The organism is Pseudacidovorax intermedius, assembly GCF_003350475.1.
In the GTDB taxonomy this organism is placed as follows: Bacteria; Pseudomonadota; Gammaproteobacteria; order Burkholderiales; family Burkholderiaceae_C; genus Xenophilus; species Xenophilus intermedius.
The window spans coordinates 1,488,166-1,505,251 of sequence record NZ_QQAV01000001.1 but is presented as its reverse complement, the minus strand read 5'-3'; the positions used below and the strand labels follow the sequence as shown (position 1 = coordinate 1,505,251).

The following is a 17,086-nucleotide window of genomic DNA, read 5'->3' as shown; positions in this document are numbered from 1 at the left end:
ATGACAGTTTTTATAAAGACCTGTCAAACTTTCGGGTCTTTCGTCTCGCAAGCCACCGAAGCAACCTACTCGACCAACCACCCGCAACACTCATTGGCTACTAACTTCGCCGCCTTGTGTCGAGCCCTCGATTATGACACGCTTTTTTCTAAAAGCGCAACTTCTTTTTACTCAGAAGCCACCGTCACTACCTCAAACCCCTCACCAGCCAAACTCAGCTACAAAACTGCGTGTCAGTCAGCGAGCCAGCCAGTATACGGCGCTGACTGACAGGAATGCAAGTCCCGTCTGACAAGAAATCGCTGCTGACCCCGAATGCCCTACGCGGAGCTCATGGCTGCAACTTCGCCCTGGGGCTTGGAGGCTCTTTCTGAATGGCCTTAGTTGGCCGGCGGGTGAGGCACCCAAGCCTGTGACGAACACTCGCGGCGTTCGGCATCCTGCGCGTATGCCCGCGCCACGCCGCTGACGCGGCGCTGCGCGCCGGCCGTGCGTACGTGAGCAGGGGGATGAACAACCTCTTTTCGGGCCCTTTCTTCGTCAAAGTGGGGTCGCCTGCTTCCGCGTGGCGCCGCCGTGCAGGGCAAGTGACAAGCGCCATGGGTACCCGAGTCTCCCGGGGCGTGCTGCCCGCTGTGCGCCACCAGCTACCGCTGCGCCATCCCGCGTAATGCGCAGAGTGGGCGGCCTACTGAGTACCTATATAGAGAGAGAGCCACGAGGGATGGATAAAGCGCCTCCGGCCGCTCAAAGGTGAGCGGGCTTTGCATCCACTCCACCCAATGGGCCGAGACACCTCCTACCCCGGCCCCCGGGCGCCGCTGCGGCGCGCTTCGATAATCCGCGACCAATGGCACTCATCACCTTACTGGACGCACAGCTGGCCTTCGGCCATGTGCCGCTTCTCGACCATGCCGATTTCTCGCTGCAGACGCAGGAGCGCGTCGGCCTGATCGGCCGCAATGGCGCAGGCAAGTCGTCGCTGCTCAAGATCCTCGGCGGGCTGGAGAAGACCGACGACGGCACGATGCAGGTGCAGCAGGGGCTGCGCGTGGCCTATGTGGCGCAGGAGCCGGTGCTCGACGCCGGCCACACCGTATTCGACGCCGTCAGCCGCGGCCTGGCCGAGATCGTGAGCCTGCGCGCCCGCTACCTGGCGGGCGGCGAGGGCGAGGACCTTGACGCCCTCCAGTCCCAGATCGAGGCGCAATCAGGCTGGAACTGGGAACAGCGCGTCGACGAGACCCTGCACCGCCTCAACCTGGCGCCCGACGCACGCATCGGCGCGCTCTCCGGCGGCATGCGCAAGCGCGTCGCCCTGGCCCAGGCCCTGGTGGCGGCGCCCGACGTGCTGCTGCTCGACGAGCCGACCAATCACCTGGACCTCGAAGCCATCGAATGGCTGGAGCAACTGCTGCTCGCCTTCAAGGGCAGCGTGGTCACCATCACCCACGACCGCGCCTTCCTCGACGCCGTGGCCACGCGCATCGTCGAACTGGACCGCGGCCAGCTGCGCAGCTATCCGGGCAACTTCGCGCGCTACCAGATACAGAAGGAAGAGCAGCTCGCCCAGGAAGCCGTGATCAACGCCAAGGCCGACAAGCTGCTCGCGCAGGAAGAGGTGTGGATCCGCAAGGGTGTCGAGGCCCGCCGCACGCGCAGCCAGAGCCGCATCGGCCGACTTGAGACGCTGCGCAGCCGCCGCGCCAGCCGGCGCGAGGCGCTGGGCCGTGTGAAGATGGACGTGGCCAGCGGCCTGCCCAGCGGCAAGATCGTGGCCGAACTCACCGAGGTGACCAAGCGCTACGGCGAGCGCGCCGTGGTGCGCGATTTCTCGGCCACCATCCTGCGCGGCGACAAGGTGGGGCTGATCGGCCCCAATGGCGCCGGCAAGACCACGCTGCTCAAGCTGATCCTGGGCGAGATCGCGCCCGACGCCGGCCGGCTGCGCCAGGGCGCCAACCTGGAAGTCGCCTACTTCGACCAGATGCGCGACGCGCTGGACCTGGACGCCACGCTGGAGGACTTCATCAGCCCGGGCAGCGAGTGGATCGAGATCGGCAAGCAGCGCAAGCACGTCAAGAGCTACCTGTCCGACTTCCTGTTCTCCCCGGCACGCTCGCAGTCGCCCGTGCGTTCGCTCAGCGGGGGCGAACGCAACCGGCTGCTGCTGGCCCGCCTGTTCGCGCGGCCCGCCAACGTGCTCGTGCTGGACGAGCCGACGAACGACCTGGACATCGACACACTCGAACTGCTGGAAGAGCTGCTGCAGGACTACGAAGGCACCGTGTTCCTGGTGAGCCACGACCGCGCCTTCCTGGACAACGTGGTGACGAGCACCATCGCCGCCGAGGGCGATGGCCGCTGGCGCGAGTACGAAGGCGGCGTGCAGGACTGGCTGATCCAGTCGCGGCGCGCGCACGAAATCGCGGCCGCATCGGCCGCTGCAACAACGTCGAGCACCCCCGCGGCGGCGCCAGCCACGGCAACGCCGCCTGTCGCCGACGCCACCACTGCCGCCCCGCGCCGCAAGCTCAGCTACAAGGAGCAGCGCGAACTCGACGCGCTGCCCGCGCGCATCGCGGCCCTGGAAGCCGAGCAGAAGACGGTGCAGACCGAACTCGAACGCGGCGGCGGCGCCATCTACGGCACCGACCCCGGCCGGGGCGCCCAGTTGGCGCAACGCTTCGCGCAGATCGAGGAAGAACTGCTGGAAGCGCTGGAGCGCTGGGAAGTGCTCGAGGCCCGCTGAGCGCCGGAGGCCACGCCCAGGGCGCCAGAAGCGGCGAGCGCACGTCCCGCCACGTTGCGCAAAGCGCCTCAGAAAAAGGCGCCTTCCGTCGCGCGAAGCGCCCCCTTGTCCGACACGGCGACGCACCACCCCGGGCTATACCGCCGGCACCATGTCCGCCAGCCCCGTGCAATGCCACCTTCATTGACCCTCCGTCGCCGGACATTGCGCCGCGGCGTCGGTGCCGCCCTGCTCGTCTCGGCCGCCCTGCTGGGCGCCACCGTGGGGGGCTGCACCAGCCTGCCGGAGAACGTGAACCGGCCCGTTTCCAAGGCGCTGCCTCCGGCGGCGGACGGCCCGCTCGCCGCCTTCATCCAGCAGAACGGGTCGGACAAACCGGCCGCCTCCGTCGCCGCGCCGCGCACCACCTCCGGCTTCATGCTCATCGACGGCCCGCAGGCCGCCTATTCCAGCCGGCTCGCCCTCGCCGAACAGGCCCAGCGCAGTCTGGACCTGCAGTACTACGCCATCCACGCCGACGCCAGCACCGGCCGCCTGATGCGCGCCGTGCAGGACGCCGCCCGGCGCGGCGTGCGGGTGCGCATCCTGATCGACGACTTCCACAGCGCTGGCCGCAATGCGCTGGTGCTGGGCCTGGCCGACACGCCAAATGTGCAGATCCGGCTGTTCAACCCGCTCGCCGGCGCACGCGCCTCGTCCATCGGCCGCATCGTCGTCTCCTTGGGCGACATGGGCCGCATCCAGCAGCGCATGCACAACAAGCTCTTCATCGCGGACAACACGCTGGGCATCACCGGCGGGCGCAACCTCGGCGATGCCTACTTCGGCCTGGGCGGCGACGCCGGCAACTTCGTCGACCTGGACGTGCTGGCCGCCGGCCCGATCGTGCAGCAGATGTCCAAGAGCTTCGACCAGTACTGGAACGACGAGCGCGCCTATCCCGTCGAGTCGCTGGTGGACCGCAAGGAGATGGACCGCATCCGCGAGAAGGCGGCCGAAAGCGGGCGCTCGGGCGCCAGCGGGGGCGCGCAAGGCACGCCCTCCCCGCCGGACGGCGAGCCGCGCCCGGATGCGCAAAGCGCCGCCGCGTTCGGCGACAGCAAGGCTGCCCAGCGTCCAGGCTGGGACGAGCAGCCCATGGACCTGAAAGCGGTGAAGTTCACGTGGGCGCCCGCGCTGCTGCTGGTCGACCGGCCCGGCAAGATCCCCGCCGACGAGCAGGCCAAGGAAGGCCCCGCGCCGGCCAAGCCCGACGCGCCGCACGGCGAGATGCCGGCAGGCGAGACGGTGGTCGAGGGCGTGCTGCCCCTGATCGCCCAGGCCAGGCAGGACCTGGTCATCGTCTCGCCCTACTTCGTGCCGGGCAAGGAGATCCGCAACGCCTTCGCCAAGGCCCGCGAGCGGGGCGTGCGCATCCGCGTGCTGACCAACTCGCTGGCGTCCAACGATGCGCCGGTGGCCCATGTGGGCTATGCGCGCCACCGCACCGACCTGCTGGACATGGGCGTGGAGCTCTACGAGATGCGCGCCGACCAAGCCGGCCTTCGCCAGGCGCTGGGCACGGGTAGCGGCGTGACAGGCGGCATGGGTGAATCCAAGGCCATGCTGCATTCCAAGTTCATCGTGCGCGACGGCCGGCTGCTGGCCATCGGTTCGATGAACCTCGATTTGCGCTCGCAGAAGCAGAACACCGAGATCGCGCTGGTGGTGCGCAGCACCGAGCTGTCCGCCGAGGCCACGTCCATCGTCGAGAAGAGCCTCAAGGAAGGCGCCTGGAAGGTGGAGCGCGATCCGTCGGCCGGCGGTGCCCTCGTCTGGCGAGCGCCAGCCGGCAGCGGACTGCAGGATGCCCACACGGAGCCCGACACCAGCACCAGCCTGCGCGCCCTGCTGTGGCTGATCGGCCCCCTCGCGCCAGACTCGATGCTGTGAACTGCCGCCAGCGCCCGCGCCCCTCCACCCGACGCGCTGGGCCGGGCACCCCCACGGCGACGCGGGCCGACCAGCCTGCCCGCCGCGCAGACCACGCTCGCCGACGCATTCCGGCTTCCAATTTCCGCCACCGACTCCCCACCGCCACCTTCGCGCAACCCGACGACCCGATGCGACCTTCCGTCCTCCATCGCCTGTGCCGCCTCATGCGCCTGCCTGGTGCCCCGGCCTTTCTGCTTTCGCTGTGCGCAGCGGCGACCGCCCAGGTACAGCCGCTCGCGCCGGCGCCCGTCACCGTGCCAGGCACGCCAACCCATGTGGCGCCGGTACCGTCGGTCGTGCCGGCACTGCCTCCGACGTCGAGCACGGGCGCGGACTGGCGCGCCCGCATGGCCAGCGCCATGCAGCAGCTGGGCGGTGCATCGCAGACCGGCATTGGCGTGTACGTGCTGGACCTCGCCAGCGGCCAGTCCTTCGGCCACCGGGCGGACGAGCGCTGGTACCTGGCCTCCATGGTCAAGGTGCCGGTGGCCATCGCCGTGCTGCAGGCCGTCGAGCGCGGCGAGATCTCGCTGGACACCACCGTCACCTTCCGCGCCGGAGACCGCGTGGACGGCGCGGGCGCCACGCTGCGCCAGCCGCTGGGCAGCGCGCTCAGCGTGCGCTGGCTCATGGGCCAGATGATCATCTACAGCGACAACACGGCCACCGACATGCTGATCGACCTGGTCGGCCTGCAGGCCGTGAACGGCGTGGCGCAGACGCTGGCGCCGCGTGGCATTGCACGCATCACGCCGCTGGCCGAGGTGCGGCGCCAGGTCTATGGCCAGCTCACGCCCGCGGCCAGCCATCTGTCGGGCAGCGACCTGCTGGCCCTGCACCGTGCGGGCAGCGATGCGGCGAAGCGCCGCCAGCTCGCCGAACTGCTGGCCCTGTCCCCTGGTCAGATCAAGGCCGGCTCCCTCGATGCCGCCTACGACGCCTACTACGCCGAAGGCCTCAACAGCGGCCGCCTGGATGCCTATGCCCAGATCCTCGTCGCCCTGGCCGAGGGTCGCGCCCTGGGCGCCGAGGCCACGCAGACGCTGCTCAAGCTGATGGAAGACGTCGCCACCGGCCCGCAGCGGCTGCGCGCCGGCCTGCCGCCGCAGGCGCGCTTCGCCCACAAGACCGGCACCCAGCGCCGCCGCATCTGCGATGCCGGCCTGGTGCGCATGCCTGGCTCCGACGCCCGGCACCCGGTGGTGCTGGCGGCCTGCGTGCGCGACGCGCCCAGCCTCGGCCGCGCCGAACACCTGCTGGCCCAGACGGCCGCTGCCCTGTGCCGATCCGGATTGCTCACGCAAGGACTCCCCGATGCGCCCACCTGCCCTGCTTTCATGCCTGACGATCGCCACGGCGCTGCTGCTGCCGGCGTGGCGCGCTGAGGCTGCCGATGACGGCGCCTGGTCGCAGCGCCTGGCCGAGCGCATCGCGCGCATCGACCAGCAGACGCCCGGGCGCTTGGGCGTCTACGTCAAGCGCCTGTCGGACGGCAGCGAGATGAACCATGGCGCCGACCAGCGCTGGTACCTGGCTTCCATGGCCAAGGTGCCGGTCGCGCTGGCCGTGCTGCGTCAGGTGCAGGACGGTCGCCGCACGCTGGACGATGAACTGGCGCTGGAAGACGGCGACCGCATCGACGTGGGCAACATCGTCTGGAACGAGACCGGCACCCGCTACAGCCTGCGCACGCTGATCGAACGCATGCTGCTGGAAAGCGACAACACGGCCGCCAACATGCTGATCCGCGCGGTGACCGTGCAGACGCTCAACGACGGCACTCGCCAGGCCATGGGCACGCCCAACGTCACGCTGACCACCTTCGCGCAGGTGCGACGCGACGTGTATGCCGAAGTGCACCCGAAGGCGCGCGACCTGGACAACCGCACGCTGGTGCGCATCGCCTCGGCCCGCAACGGGCCGGCGCGTGTGGAGGCCATCCGCCGCGCCGCCGACGTGAAGCGCACCGACCTCGCCACCACCAGCATGGACGAGGCCTACGACCGCTACTACCGCCGCGACCTGAACACCACCACGCTGATCGCCTATGGCGCCATGCTGGAACGGCTGGTGCGAGGCCAGGTGCTGCCCGACGCGCCGCCCCGGGCGCTGCTCTACAAGGCGATGAAGCACGACATCTACACCGGCTACCGTCTGCAGGCCGGGCTGCCGCGCGACCATGCCTTCATCCACAAGACCGGCACCCAGCACCGCCGGGCCTGCCATGCCGGCGTGCTCGATCCGGACGACCTGCAGAAGGCGCTGGTGATCGTGGCCTGCACGGCCGACCTGGATGAACAGAAGCAGGCCGGGCCGGTGCTGGAATCGGTGGGCCGGGCGATCCGCCAGGTGGCGCTCGGCGGCTGAGCGTCGCCGTCACAGGGATGGTGGATGATGCGCGCCCACGCGCGCGTCATCCCATGCAAGCCATCCAGAACTTCAACCTTCCTTCCCTGCTCGACACGCTCGTGAGCATCGGCTCGGCCTTCCTGCTGGGCGGCATGATCGGGCTGGAGCGGCAGATCCGCCAACGCACCGCCGGCCTGCGCACCAACACACTGGTGGCCGTCGGCGCCGCGGTGTTCGTGGACATGGCCAACCGGCTGCACGGCAGCGACGGCGCGGTGCACGTGGTGGCCTACGTGGTCTCGGGAATCGGCTTCCTGGGCGCGGGCGCCATCATGAAGGAAGGCGCCAACATCAGCGGGCTCAACACCGCGGCCACGCTGTGGGGCTCGGCGGCGGTGGGCGCCTGCGCGGGTGCCGACCTGCTCGGCGAGGCCATCATTGCGGCCCTGTTCGTGCTGGCCAGCAATACGCTGCTGCGACCGGTGGTCAACCGCATCAACCGTCAGCCGGTGGTGGAAGAGATCACCGAGGCCGCGTACTCGGTCTACGTGATCTGCGCCCGCCAGGTGCAGGCGCAGATGCGCGAGGAACTGGTCGAGCGCCTGGCCGCCGCCAGCTACCCGGTGCGCGAGATCGACCAGCATCCCTTCGGCCAGGGCGATGCGGAGATCGAGGCGGTGCTCTATGCCACGGCGGTGGAGGCGGACGAGCTGGACCGGGTCACGCAGGCGCTGGAGGCGCTGCCGGGCGTTCACCAGGCCTTCTGGAGCGCCAGCGCCGAAGACTGATCAGCGCATCGCGTCCCGCGTGCGGCCGAAGGCCTTCCAGAAGCCGGCGTCCTGCGCGGTGGCGAAGTTGATGCGCATCAGCGTGGTGGGCTGCCGCCGCGCATGAAAGAGCGATCCGGGCGCCAGCAGGTAGCCCTGGTCCAGCATCCGCTGGGTGAGCGTGTCGGTGTCCACGCCGGTGTCCAGCCAGCCGAACAGGCCCGCGGGCTCCGAGGCCAGCGTGCAGCCGTGCGCCAGCGCCAGCTTGACGGCGCGGCCGCGGGCGCCGTCCAGCCGCAGGCGGATGCGCTCCACATGGCGGCGCAGCTGGCCCTGGTCGATGCACCAGGCCAGCGCCCGCTCGAACAGGGCCGGCGTGGTCAGCGTGGCCAGCAGCTTGGTCTCCAGCAGCCGCTCCACCAGCGGCGGCGCGGCCGCCAGGAAACCGATGCGCCAGTTGGGCGCCAGCACCTTGGCAAAGCCGCTCACGTAGATCACGCGCTGCAGGCCGTCGAGCACGGCCAGCCGAGTCGCGTGCTCGGGCGCAAGGTGGCCGTAGGTGTCGTCCTCAACGATGTGGAAGTCGTGCTGCGCCGCCAGCTGCAGCACGCGGTGCGCGCTGCCGGGCGACAGGCAGTGGCCCGTGGGGTTGTGCAGCACGCTCACGCTGACGAACAGCTTGGGCGCATGGGCCTCGCAGTAGCGCTGCATCACGGCCAGGTCGGGCCCGTCGGCGCGGCGCGGCACGGGCAGAACGCGCATGCCCAGGGCTTCGAGCCGGGCGAATTCGACCGCCCAGCCGGGCTCCTCGACCATCACCGGATCGCCAGCGCGCAGCAGGGTGCGGCTGACGATGTCCAGCGCATGGGTGGCGCCCACGGTGCTGACGATCTGCGCCGGCGTCACCGGCAGCTGCAGGCCGGCCAGCTTCTGGGCCAGGCTCGTGCGCAATGTGGCGTCGCCGGCCGGGTCGCCGTATTGCAGCGAGAACTCGCGCAGCGTGGCCGGCGCGGTGACGCGGCGAACGGCGGCAGGCATGAAGCTGCTTTCCAGCCAGTCGGGCGGCAGCACGCCCATGCCGGGCTGGGGCTTGTCGCTCTGTCGGTGGAACATGCCGCGGATCAGCGTACTGGCATCGGCCGGCGCGGCCGGCGCTGCGGCCAGCACGGTGGCGACGGGCGCGACGGGCACCGGGCGTGCCCCGGGCTCGGCGCGGTCGGCCGCCTCGGCCTGCCGCACGAAGAAGCCGCGCTGACGGCGGGCCTCCACCAGGCCCTGGGCCAGCAGCTGGTCATAGGCGGCGACGACGGTGTGCGGGCTCACGCTGTGCTGCCGGGCGCACTCGCGCACCGACGGCAGCCGCGCGCCGGGCGCCAGCAGGCGGTTGCGGATGCGCTCGGCAAACAGCGCGGCCAGCTGCTCGGTGAGGGTCTGGCTGTGGGTGCGGGTGAGCATGTGTGCTGGTGCGCCCACCGGTACAGATGGGCCTGATTGTTCGAGAAACTGTATTGCTTCTGTACTGGCGTCAAAGTGTAGAGTGGCCCTCCATGACCTGGCAAGAATTCACCGCGCTGCTGGTGCTGGCCTCGGCGATGAGCTTTTCGCCCGGCCCCAACACCACGCTCTCGACCACGCTGGCCGCCAATGGCGGCCTGCCGCGGGCGATGCGCTTCGTCTGCGCGGTGCCGGTGGGCTGGAGCCTGCTGCTGTTGCTGACGGCGGCCGGACTGGGCGCGCTGGTGACCGCCGCACCCGCGGTGCGCGTGGCCGTCAAGGCCGCCGGCATCGCCTACCTGCTGTGGATGGCCTGGCGCCTGTGGGGCGCGGACCGGATGGCGCAGGCCTCGGCCGCGCAGTTGCAGGTGGGCTTCTGGCAGGGCGTGGGCCTGCAGTTCGTCAACATCAAGGCCTGGTTGCTGGCCCTGGCCATCGTGGCCGGCTGGGTGAGCGGGCAGGCGCAGCCGATGGTGCGCACCGGCATCGTGACGGGCGTGATGATCCTCTTCGCGCTCGCGAGCAACCTGGCCTACGCCGCCGCCGGCGCCCTGCTGCGCGGCTGGCTGGCGCAGGGGCGGCGGCTCTTGATGTTCAACCGGGCGATGGCGCTGCTGCTGGTGCTGACGGCAGTGTGGATGGTGAAGGCATGAGCACGAGCACGCACGCCCGCGACCAGCGCCTGGGCCTCTGGCTCGGCATCCTGGGCGTCGCCGTGTTCGGCATCACGCTGCCGGCCACCCGCCTGGCCACCGGCACGGCCGAGGCGCCGCAGCTCTCGCCCTGGTTCGTGACCCTGGGCCGCGCGGCGCTGGCGGGGCTGCTGTCGGCGGTCTTCCTGCTGGTCACCCGCTCGCCGCTGCCGCAGCGCCGGCACTGGCGCCCGCTGGCCTTCGCCACGCTGGGCAATGCCCTCGGCTATCCGCTGCTGCTGGCCCTGGCCCTGCGCACCGTGACGGCCGGCCACGCGGCCGTGGTCACCGCGCTGCTTCCATTGGTGACGGCCGTGATCGCCGCGCTGGTGCTGCGCCAGCGGGCCCACTGGGGCTTCTGGCTGTGCGCGGTGGCCGGCAGCGCGCTGGTGATCGTGTTCTCGCTGCTGCGCGCCTCGCCGCAGGGCGGCTTCGGCCTCGACCCGGCCGACCTGCTGCTGGTGGGCGGCGTGGTGGCCGCCTCGGCCGGCTACATCTATGGCGCGCAGGTCACGCCCGCGCTGGGTGCGGAACGCGTGATCTGCTGGGTCTGCGTGCTGGCGCTGCCGGTGACGCTGCCCGCGACCTTCGTGCTGTGGCCCGCCACGCCGGTGGCGCCGGTCGCCTGGGCCGGCCTGGTGTACCTGGGCGTGTTCTCGATGTGGGCCGGCTTCTTCGCCTGGTACCGTGGCCTCGCGCTGGGTGGCGCGCTGCGCGTGAGCCAGGCGCAGCTGCTGCAGCCCTTCTTTTCCATCCTGGCGGCGGTGCCCATCCTGGGCGAGCGCATCGACGCCATGACGCTGGGCTTCGCCCTCGCCGTGGTGGCGACGGTGCTGCTCGGCAAGAAGCTCGCCCAGCCGCCCGCCGCCGCGCGAGCGATCGCCGACTGACCCTCTTGCAAAACCCCGCCGGGTCCACCGAGGCCCGGCCCAATAACGACCGACAAGGAGCCCACCATGACCCACTGGAAACTCGCCGCCCGCGCCGAGAAGATGAACCCCTCCGCCATCCGCGAGATCCTCAAGGTGACCGAGCGGCCCAACGTGATCAGCCTGGCCGGCGGCCTGCCCTCGCCCAAGACCTTTCCGGTCACGGAATTCGCCGCCGCCTGCGCCGAGGTGCTGGCCACCGACGGCCAGGGCGCCCTGCAGTACGCCGCGAGCGAGGGCTATGCGCCGCTGCGCCAGGCCGTGGCCGCCATGCTGCCCTGGGACGTCGATGCCGACCAGGTGCTGATCACCACCGGCTCGCAGCAGGGCCTGGACCTGATCGCCAAGGTGCTGATCGACCCGCAAGCCAAGGTGCTGGTGGAGACGCCCACCTACCTCGGCGCCCTGCAGGCCTTCAGCCCCATGGAGCCGCAGGCCGTCAGCGTGGCCAGCGATGCCGAAGGCGTGCTGGCCGAGGACCTGAGCGCCAAAGCGGCGGACGCACGCTTCATCTACCTGCTGCCCAACTTCCAGAACCCCACGGGCCGCACCATGAGCGAGGCGCGCCGCGCCGCCGTCTCGGCCGCCGCCCAGGCCGCGGGCCTGCCGATCGTCGAGGACAACCCCTACGGCGAGCTGTGGTTCGACGAAGCCCCGCCGCTGCCGCTCACCGCGCGCAACCCCGAGGGCTGCATCTACCTGGGCTCCTTCTCCAAGGTGCTGGCGCCGGGCCTGCGGCTGGGCTTCCTGGTGGCGCCCAAGGCGCTGTACCCCAAGCTGCTGCAGGCCAAGCAGGCCGTGGACCTGCACACGCCCATCTTCACGCAGCGCATGGTGAGCACCGTGATGCAGGGCGGCTTCCTGGAGCGGCATGTGCCCAAGATCCGCGCGCTCTACAAGGCGCAGCGCGACGCGATGGTGGACGCCCTGCAGCGCGAGATGAAGGGCCTGGACGTCGAGTTCAACGTGCCCAAGGGCGGCATGTTCCTGTGGCTGCGCATGCCCGAGGGCATCGACGCGACGGCGCTGCTGGCCCAGGCCGTGGAGCGCAACGTGGCCTTCGTCCCCGGCTCGCCCTTCTATGCCGGCGAGCCCGATCCGCGCACGCTGCGCCTGTCCTTCGTGACCGCCACCGAGCAGCAGATCGCCACCGCCATCGCCGCCCTGGCCGAGACGGTGCGCGAGGCGCTGGCCCACCGCGCCGCGGCGCAGGTTCAGCAACAACTGGCCGCCGCCCAATGACGCCGTCGCCGAGGCCAGAACCATGCACATCGCCATCCTCACCTTCGACGGTTTCAACGAGCTCGACTCGCTGATCGCGCTGGGCGTGCTCAACCGCATCAAGCGGCCCGGCTGGCGCGTCACACTGGCCGCGCCCACGGCACGCGTCACGTCGATGAACGGCGTCACGCTCGACGCCACCGCCACGCTGGAAGAGGCCGCCCAGGCCGGCGCCGTGCTGGTGGGCAGCGGCATCCGCACGCGCGAGGTGGTGGCCGATGCGGCACTGATGGCGCAGCTGCGGCTCGACCCGGCGCGCCAGCTCATCGGCGCCCAGTGCTCCGGCACGCTGGTGCTCGCGCGCCTGGGCCTGCTGGGCACGGTGCTCGCCTGCACCGACCTCACGACCAAGCCCTGGGTGCAGGAGGCCGGCGTGGGCGTGCTCGACCAGCCCTTCTTTGCCGACGGCAACGTGGCCACGGCCGGCGGCTGCCTGGCCTCGCCCTACCTGGCCGCCTGGCTCATCGCGCGCAGCGAAGGCATCGCCGCGGCCCGCGACGCGCTGCACTACGTCGCGCCCGTCGGCGAGAAGGACGACTACGTGGCCCGCGCGATGGCCGCGATCGCGCCCTATCTACCGGCGGCTGCGACGCCCGCCTGATCAACGGACACGCACCCATGATCGCTGCCACCACCCTGGGCCTCTTCCTGCTGGCCGTGCTTGCGCTGCTGGCCTCGCCGGGGCCGAACATGGCCTTCATCCTGGCGCAGGGTGCGGCGCACGGCCCGCGCGGCGCATTCGCGGGCGCCGTTGGCATCGCCCTGGCCGACCTGGTGCTCGCGCTGGCGGCCGCCAGCGGCGTGGCCGCGCTGATGGCGGCATGGGCCCCGGCCTTCGACCTGCTGCGCTGGGCGGGTGCGGCCTACCTGGTGTGGCTGGGCGTGCAGGCCCTGCGCGCCGGCTCCGGTGCGGCAGCCGCACAAGGTGCCGGACCCTGGCGCGGCCTGCACATCGCGCGCATGGGCTTCTTCCATACGCTGATGAATCCCAAGGCGCTGCTCTTCTTCGTCGTCTTCCTGCCGCAGTTCGCGCATCCCGACCGGGGGCCGGTCAGCGTGCAGATGGTGCAGCTCGGTGCCGTCATGGCGCTCGTCTCGCTGGCCTTCAACACCTCGCTGGGCAGCGCCGCGGGCCTGGTGGCGCGGCGCATGGCCGCAGGCGAAGGCAGTGCGCGCCTGCGGCAACGGCTGCTGGCCAGCGTGATGTTCGGCCTGGCGCTGCGGCTGCTGGTGATGGCGCGGCCGGCCGTGGCCTGATCGCGCTTGCCTCGCGCACATCCAAGCTCCCGACACCATGAATGTTCAGCACATCGCCGCCTTCTCCGACGGCCCACGCGGCGGCAACCCGGCGGGCGTCGTGATCGGCGACAGCCTGCCCGACGACGGGCAGATGCAGCAACTCGCCACCAGGCTCGGCTATTCCGAAACCGTGTTCGCCGCGCCGATGGCGGACGGCAGCTGGCGGGTGCGCTACTTCTCTCCGGCGTCCGAGGTGCCTTTCTGCGGCCACGCCACCATCGCCCTCGGTGCCGCACTGGCGCGAGCGCACGGCGGCGGGACGTTCGCGCTCACGCTCAACGCCGCGCGGATCACGGTGGAGGGAAGCCTCGACCCCCAGGCCGCGGACGGCCTCATGCAGGCCGCGCTGCAGTCGCCACCCACGCGCAGCCAGCCCCTGGACGCCGCCTGGAAGGCCGAGGCCCTTGCGCTGTTCGGCCTGGCCGAGTCCGACCTGGACCCGTGCCTTCCCCCGGCCCTGATCCACGGCGGCGCCGACCACTTTCTGCTGACCCTGCGGGACCGGGCCCGGCTGGCCGCCATGCACTACGACTTCGAGTCCGGTCGCGAACTGATGCAGCGCGCAGGCCTGGCGACGATCGTGCTGGCGCACGCCGAGAGCCCTCAGCGCTTTCATGTGCGCAATCCCTTCGCGGGTGGCGGCGTCTACGAAGACCCGGCCACCGGCGCTGCTGCCGCGGCGCTCGGCGGCTACCTACGCGATCGGGGCTGGTCTCATGGCGGCACCATCGCCATCACGCAGGGCGAGGACATGGGCGTGCTCTGCCGCCTGCAGGCGGATATCGCTCCGACGCCGGGCGCTTCGATCTGCGTGCGCGGAACCGCCCGCATGATGACCCTCTGACGCGCTTCGACAAGGAAACCGACCCATGCTCAATCTCTGGGGCCGCATCAGCTCGATCAATGTGCGCAAGGTGGTGTGGTGTGCGCAGGAACTCGGCCTGGACTTCCAGCGCACCGAGGCCGGCGGCGCCCACGGCCTGGTGCACACACCCGAGTACCTGGCCATGAATCCCAACGCGCTGGTGCCGCTGCTGCAGGACGGCGAGGGCGACGCCCGCTTCGTGCTGTGGGAAAGCAATGTCATCGTGCGCTACCTCTGCGCCCGCCATTCGCACGGGCTCATGTATCCCGAGCCGCTGGAGGCGCGCTTCGATGCCGAACGCTGGATGGACTGGCAGCAGACCACGCTCAACCCCGCGGGCCGCGATGCCTTCGTGCAGCTGGTGCGCGTGCCGGTCGCCGAGCGCGATGCGCAGGCCATCGCCACCTCCATCGCCGCGACCGAGCCGCTGATGGCGATGCTGGACGCCCACCTGGCCGGCCGCGAATTCATGACCGGCGAGCGCTTCACCATGGCCGACATCCCGGTCGCCTGCGAAGTGCACCGCTGGTTCGGCCTGCCCCCGACCGAGTACCGCCGCCCTTCCTGGCCCAACGTGGAGCGCTGGTTCGATGCCCTGCGCACCCGGCCGGCCGCGCTTGGCGTGCTGGATCTGGCGCTGGCCTGATCCGCCGCGGGCCCGCCCGCGGCACCTGGCGCCCGACCGGCGCCGCCCTCTCCGCTTCCTCCTTCATTTCCGCTTCCCGAGTCCCGCCATGAGAACCCGCCCTTTCCGCCAGCCCGACGTCTTCACCGACACGCCCACCCGCGGCAACCCGGTCGCCGTGGTGCTGGACGGCCAGGACCTGGACGGCGAAGCCATGCAGCGCTTCGCGCGCTGGACCAACCTCTCCGAGACCACCTTCGTGCTGCCGCCCACCGCCGAAGGCGCGGCCGGCGGCGCGGACTACCGCGTGCGCATCTTCACGCCCGGCGGCGAGCTGCCCTTCGCCGGCCATCCCACGCTGGGCACCTGCAGCGCCTGGCTGGCGCATGGCGGCCAGCCACGGCGGGCCGGCGGCATCGTGCAGGAATGCGCCATCGGCCTGGTGCCGATCCGCGCCGAGGGCGAACGTCTGGCCTTCGCCGCGCCGCCGCTCCAACGCAGCGCGCCCAGCCCCATGCTGCTGTCCAAGGTGGCGGCGGCCCTGGGCCTGAAGGCCTCGCAGATCGAGGCGGCGCAGTGCCTGGACAACGGGCCGGTCTGGCTGGGCCTGCTGCTGGACAGCCCCGACACGGTGCTGGCGCTGCGGCCGGACCATGCGGCGCTCAAGGCGCTGGGCCAGAAGGTGGGCGTGGCCGCCCGCACGGACGCCCAGGACGCTGGTGCGCCGCCGCTCATCGGCCGTGCCAACCGCGAGGCCCGCGCCTTCGGTGCACGCGGCAGCGCCGCTGCAGCCGCCGCGCGGGCCGCGCCGACGGTGGACCTGGAGGTGCGCGCCTTCGCCGCTCCCATCGGCGTGGAAGAAGACCCCGTCACCGGCAGCCTCAACGCCAGCCTGGCGCAGTGGCTCATCGCCGACGGACTGATGCCGGCCCGCTACGTGGCGGGCCAAGGCCAGTGCCTGGGCCGAGACGGTCGGGTGCATGTCGCGCAGGACGCCTCGGGCCAGATCTGGATCGGCGGCGACGTGGCCGACTGCATCGAGGGCCGGGTGCGGGTCTGACGCTCATGCGCTTCTCTCCCGACGCCATCGCCGCCGCGCTCGCCACCGTGCGAAGCGCCCTGCCGCCCACGCCACAGTACCGCTGGCCGCTGATCGAGCAGGCGCTGGGCACCGAGGCCTGGATCAAGCACGAGAACCACACGCCCGTCGGTGCCTTTAAGGTGCGCGGTGGGCTCACCTACTTCGAGGAACTGCGCCGCACCCAGCCGGCGGTGCGGCACGTGATCAGCGCCACGCGCGGCAACCACGGCCAGTCGGTGGGCTTCGCGGCCCGGCGCCACGGCCTGCAGGCCACCATCGTGGTGCCGCACGGCAACTCGGTCGAGAAGAACGCCGCCATGCGCGCCCTGGGCGTGGAGCTGGTCGAGCACGGTGAGGACTTCCAGGCCGCCGCCGACCATGCGGCCGCGCTGGCGGCGCAGCACGGGCTGCACCGCATCCCCTCCTTCCACCGTGACCTGGTGCGCGGCGTGGCCACGGCCTACGTGGAGTTCTTCGAGGCGACGAAGGCGTCCGGCGGCGCGCCGGACGTGCTCTTCGTGCCGATCGGGCTGGGCTCGGGCTTCGCCGGTGCCGCGGCGGCACGGGCCCACTGCGGCGTGTCCACGCGGCTGGTGGGCGTGGTGTCGGCGCATGCGGACGCCTGCCTGCAGTCGTGGCGCAGCGGCACGCTGGTGGAGTCGCCCGCCACCACGCGCATCGCCGACGGCATGGCCTGCCGCACGCCGGTGGCCGAGTCGGTGGCCGTCGTGCGCGCGGAGGCCGAGGACGTGGTGGCCGTCACCGACGACGAGGTGGCAGGCGCGATGCGGCTGCTCTACACCGCCACGCACAACGTGGCCGAGGGCGCCGGTGCCGCGGCGCTGGCGGCCGCATTGCAGCAGCGCGGTCGCTGGGCGGGCAAGCGCATCGGACTCGCACTGACCGGCGGCAATGTGGATGCGCCGCTTTTTGCCGAGGTGCTCGCCGCGGGCGTCGCAACGGGCTGAGGATTGCGTC

General features: G+C 71.3%; 16 protein-coding genes. 15 read left to right on the top strand and 1 reads right to left on the bottom strand.

Going from position 1 to position 17,086, the window contains the following annotated elements; translation table 11 throughout:
• The 6 genes from DFR41_RS27860 to DFR41_RS06675 all read left to right on the top strand — a co-directional run.
• A partial coding sequence (locus tag DFR41_RS27860) for a hypothetical protein (protein WP_211322554.1) occupies positions 1–270 on the top strand: 270 nt, incomplete at its 5' end.
• A 580-nt stretch (positions 271–850) separates the two neighbouring features.
• The gene (locus tag DFR41_RS06695; protein WP_114802110.1) at positions 851–2,752 is read left to right on the top strand and encodes an ATP-binding cassette domain-containing protein; all 1,902 of its coding nucleotides are present in this window, start codon (positions 851–853) and stop codon (positions 2,750–2,752) included.
• A gap of 171 nt (positions 2,753–2,923) precedes the next feature.
• Positions 2,924–4,684 (top strand): phospholipase D-like domain-containing protein, encoded by a 1,761-nt coding sequence (locus DFR41_RS06690; protein WP_043119082.1) that lies wholly within the window; start codon positions 2,924–2,926, stop codon positions 4,682–4,684.
• Positions 4,685–4,890: 206 nt separating this feature from the next.
• Complete coding sequence (locus DFR41_RS06685) at positions 4,891–6,111, top strand: serine hydrolase (RefSeq protein ID WP_170159321.1); 1,221 nt, start codon at positions 4,891–4,893, stop codon at positions 6,109–6,111.
• Entirely contained in the window at positions 6,041–7,093 is a 1,053-nt protein-coding gene (locus DFR41_RS06680; RefSeq protein ID WP_114802108.1) for a serine hydrolase, read from the top strand. The genes DFR41_RS06685 and DFR41_RS06680 overlap by 71 nt, the downstream gene beginning before the upstream one ends.
• A gap of 53 nt (positions 7,094–7,146) precedes the next feature.
• Entirely contained in the window at positions 7,147–7,863 is a 717-nt protein-coding gene (locus tag DFR41_RS06675) for an MgtC/SapB family protein (protein WP_114802107.1), read from the top strand.
• Here DFR41_RS06675 and DFR41_RS06670 read toward each other — a convergent pair whose 3' ends face one another.
• A complete protein-coding gene (locus tag DFR41_RS06670; protein WP_114802106.1) occupies positions 7,864–9,297 on the bottom strand; it encodes an aminotransferase-like domain-containing protein in 1,434 nt (477 codons plus the stop codon).
• A 92-nt stretch (positions 9,298–9,389) separates the two neighbouring features.
• Here DFR41_RS06670 and DFR41_RS06665 point away from each other — a divergent pair, with 92 nt between their 5' ends.
• From DFR41_RS06665 to DFR41_RS06625, 9 genes are all read left to right on the top strand, one after another.
• Complete coding sequence (locus DFR41_RS06665) at positions 9,390–9,989, top strand: LysE family translocator (protein WP_017762396.1); 600 nt, start codon at positions 9,390–9,392, stop codon at positions 9,987–9,989.
• Complete coding sequence (locus tag DFR41_RS06660; protein ID WP_114802105.1) at positions 9,986–10,918, top strand: DMT family transporter; 933 nt, start codon at positions 9,986–9,988, stop codon at positions 10,916–10,918. Before DFR41_RS06665 ends, DFR41_RS06660 begins: the two co-directional genes overlap by 4 nt.
• 66 nt (positions 10,919–10,984) lie before the next feature.
• Complete coding sequence (locus DFR41_RS06655) at positions 10,985–12,199, top strand: aminotransferase-like domain-containing protein (RefSeq protein ID WP_114802104.1); 1,215 nt, start codon at positions 10,985–10,987, stop codon at positions 12,197–12,199.
• A 22-nt stretch (positions 12,200–12,221) separates the two neighbouring features.
• Complete coding sequence (locus tag DFR41_RS06650) at positions 12,222–12,839, top strand: DJ-1/PfpI family protein (RefSeq protein WP_114802103.1); 618 nt, start codon at positions 12,222–12,224, stop codon at positions 12,837–12,839.
• A 17-nt stretch (positions 12,840–12,856) separates the two neighbouring features.
• Positions 12,857–13,495, top strand: a complete 639-nt coding sequence (locus DFR41_RS06645) for a LysE family translocator (RefSeq protein WP_114802102.1) — start codon at positions 12,857–12,859, stop codon at positions 13,493–13,495.
• Between the two features lie 37 nt (positions 13,496–13,532).
• The gene (locus tag DFR41_RS06640; RefSeq protein ID WP_114802101.1) at positions 13,533–14,381 is read left to right on the top strand and encodes a PhzF family phenazine biosynthesis protein; all 849 of its coding nucleotides are present in this window, start codon (positions 13,533–13,535) and stop codon (positions 14,379–14,381) included.
• A 25-nt stretch (positions 14,382–14,406) separates the two neighbouring features.
• The gene (locus tag DFR41_RS06635; RefSeq protein WP_017757174.1) at positions 14,407–15,048 is read left to right on the top strand and encodes a glutathione S-transferase family protein; all 642 of its coding nucleotides are present in this window, start codon (positions 14,407–14,409) and stop codon (positions 15,046–15,048) included.
• An 88-nt stretch (positions 15,049–15,136) separates the two neighbouring features.
• Complete coding sequence (locus DFR41_RS06630; protein ID WP_114802100.1) at positions 15,137–16,087, top strand: PhzF family phenazine biosynthesis protein; 951 nt, start codon at positions 15,137–15,139, stop codon at positions 16,085–16,087.
• Between the two features lie 5 nt (positions 16,088–16,092).
• Positions 16,093–17,076, top strand: a complete 984-nt coding sequence (locus DFR41_RS06625) for a threonine dehydratase (protein WP_114802099.1) — start codon at positions 16,093–16,095, stop codon at positions 17,074–17,076.
• Positions 17,077–17,086: the final 10 nt, after the last annotated feature.

Excerpts from the sequence above, each read along its gene's own strand:
- DFR41_RS06695 (WP_114802110.1), top strand. The coding sequence starts at position 851 with ATGGCACTCATCACCTTACTGGACGCACAGCTGGCCTTCGGCCATGTG.
- DFR41_RS06690 (WP_043119082.1), top strand. The coding sequence starts at position 2,924 with ATGCCACCTTCATTGACCCTCCGTCGCCGGACATTGCGCCGCGGCGTC.
- DFR41_RS06685 (WP_170159321.1), top strand. The coding sequence starts at position 4,891 with ATGCGCCTGCCTGGTGCCCCGGCCTTTCTGCTTTCGCTGTGCGCAGCG.
- DFR41_RS06680 (WP_114802108.1), top strand. The coding sequence starts at position 6,041 with ATGCGCCCACCTGCCCTGCTTTCATGCCTGACGATCGCCACGGCGCTG.
- DFR41_RS06675 (WP_114802107.1), top strand. The coding sequence starts at position 7,147 with ATGCAAGCCATCCAGAACTTCAACCTTCCTTCCCTGCTCGACACGCTC.
- DFR41_RS06670 (WP_114802106.1), bottom strand. The coding sequence starts at position 9,297 with ATGCTCACCCGCACCCACAGCCAGACCCTCACCGAGCAGCTGGCCGCG.
- DFR41_RS06665 (WP_017762396.1), top strand. The coding sequence starts at position 9,390 with ATGACCTGGCAAGAATTCACCGCGCTGCTGGTGCTGGCCTCGGCGATG.
- DFR41_RS06660 (WP_114802105.1), top strand. The coding sequence starts at position 9,986 with ATGAGCACGAGCACGCACGCCCGCGACCAGCGCCTGGGCCTCTGGCTC.
- DFR41_RS06655 (WP_114802104.1), top strand. The coding sequence starts at position 10,985 with ATGACCCACTGGAAACTCGCCGCCCGCGCCGAGAAGATGAACCCCTCC.
- DFR41_RS06650 (WP_114802103.1), top strand. The coding sequence starts at position 12,222 with ATGCACATCGCCATCCTCACCTTCGACGGTTTCAACGAGCTCGACTCG.
- DFR41_RS06645 (WP_114802102.1), top strand. The coding sequence starts at position 12,857 with ATGATCGCTGCCACCACCCTGGGCCTCTTCCTGCTGGCCGTGCTTGCG.
- DFR41_RS06640 (WP_114802101.1), top strand. The coding sequence starts at position 13,533 with ATGAATGTTCAGCACATCGCCGCCTTCTCCGACGGCCCACGCGGCGGC.
- DFR41_RS06635 (WP_017757174.1), top strand. The coding sequence starts at position 14,407 with ATGCTCAATCTCTGGGGCCGCATCAGCTCGATCAATGTGCGCAAGGTG.
- DFR41_RS06630 (WP_114802100.1), top strand. The coding sequence starts at position 15,137 with ATGAGAACCCGCCCTTTCCGCCAGCCCGACGTCTTCACCGACACGCCC.
- DFR41_RS06625 (WP_114802099.1), top strand. The coding sequence starts at position 16,093 with ATGCGCTTCTCTCCCGACGCCATCGCCGCCGCGCTCGCCACCGTGCGA.